The organism is Clostridium sp. 1001271st1 H5 (genome assembly GCF_005845215.1).
Classification (GTDB): domain Bacteria; phylum Bacillota; class Clostridia; order Lachnospirales; family Lachnospiraceae; genus Enterocloster.
This window is the reverse complement of the sequence record NZ_SPHO01000070.1, coordinates 1-1377: the sequence shown is the minus strand read 5'-3', so window position 1 is coordinate 1377 and position 1377 is coordinate 1. Positions and strand designations below refer to the sequence as shown.

2 protein-coding genes are annotated in these 1377 nt (G+C 47.9%); both read right to left on the bottom strand.

All coding sequences use genetic code 11. The features are described 5' to 3' along the window. Positions 1 to 45 precede the first annotated feature (45 nt). Positions 46 to 456, bottom strand: coding sequence for a DUF4320 family protein (locus FGS84_RS30630; RefSeq protein WP_118482085.1), 411 nt, complete (start codon positions 454 to 456; stop codon positions 46 to 48). Positions 457 to 473: 17 nt separating this feature from the next. Beyond that, positions 474 to 1346, bottom strand: coding sequence for a secretion protein F (locus FGS84_RS30625; protein ID WP_008400394.1), 873 nt, complete (start codon positions 1344 to 1346; stop codon positions 474 to 476). Positions 1347 to 1377 lie beyond the last annotated feature (31 nt).

Sequence of the window (1377 nt, the reverse complement as noted above, 5' to 3'; positions counted from 1 at the left end):
CTGTCTCTCAGTATCTCTTTCATCCGTTTCCGCAATCCCTCCACCTCATTTCCAGTAAACTTCTGATTTTCCAGCTGCCTGTGCGCGAAGCGTAACCGGAAAAGAAGCAAACTCGCCAAACAGACCGATATTTGTATCCATCGTCAGGGTAACGGTAACCTCTTCATTTAACTGGATTCTTCCATGACTGGACCATAAAATGTCCGGATAAAGCCCTGTTTTTTCTGACAGCACAGCGGCACGGCGGCTTGTCTCTGTACCTACGCGCCCGCTTACCTCTGCTTCACGCACCAGTTCTGTAGCGAAGGTATCCAACTGCTGTTTCTGAATAAAAATCGGAAGCACACGCATGGCAAGGGCAAGCACCATGACCGCACACAAAACCAACACGATCACATCCACATATCCTTCGCCCCGTCTTTCTGACAGTGCTCTCCATAAACGATGACTCCTCATCCTCTCCTCCTTCCTGTCTAAAACATTCCTCCAAGGCTCTCCAATGCCACATAGCAGATAATCGCCAGGTAAGTCAGCAGAAAACATACCAGCATGACAAAGGAAAAAACACGGATCTTAGGAGGGATTTTCTGTGCCTGTGCTTTTAATCTCTGCAGTTCGATCTGCTTAAAATCATGAGCCAGCATCTGAAAATACACTGTGCTGTCATCCCCTCGAAGGACACCAATCAATCCACGTACCACATCGGACAGCATGGGCGAGTTCAGTCTTGCCTCGAATCGTGTCAGCGCCGCTTCATAATTGGAGGAACGCATATCCGCCAGAAGAATATCTAACTCTCCAGTCAGCGCTGGTCCCGCATTCCCCTTGAACCGCTCCAACATACCGATCACATTACGGCTTGCTTTCAGTTCCTGTTCCATAGTCGCCACCATTCTCGGAAGCTCCCCCTCTATCTCTTCCCGCTTTGCCTTTAAGGTTTCATCCGCTTTCTGATTTTCCTTAAAGTAAAGAAGTAAGGCCAGCACAACCACGACAGGAACTAGAAGTGGAAAAAGAAATATGCAGGGAATCGCTCCCAAAAGAACTGCGCCTGATTTTACCAGAGCATACGCCTGATACACTTCCGGGGTCATATTCATTCCACTGGCTTTTAACACATTCTGCATCCTGCTTCTCTTATATGCATCCATCCGGATGAAACCAGACAGTCGCACTGCTAGGATCATAAAATAAGTTTCCAATGTCTTTGCCGCTTTCCGCTCCTGTTTTACCGTACCCAGCATGGCCTTCGCCGCACCCATGGTAGGTAACTTTAGAACAGACGCAGTTAAAAAGAAAAGTCCCAGAGCTAAAAACAGCCCGAATAAAAACAACAAGCCTTCCATAGCTACCTCCTGTATTCAATGGGACGGGTCA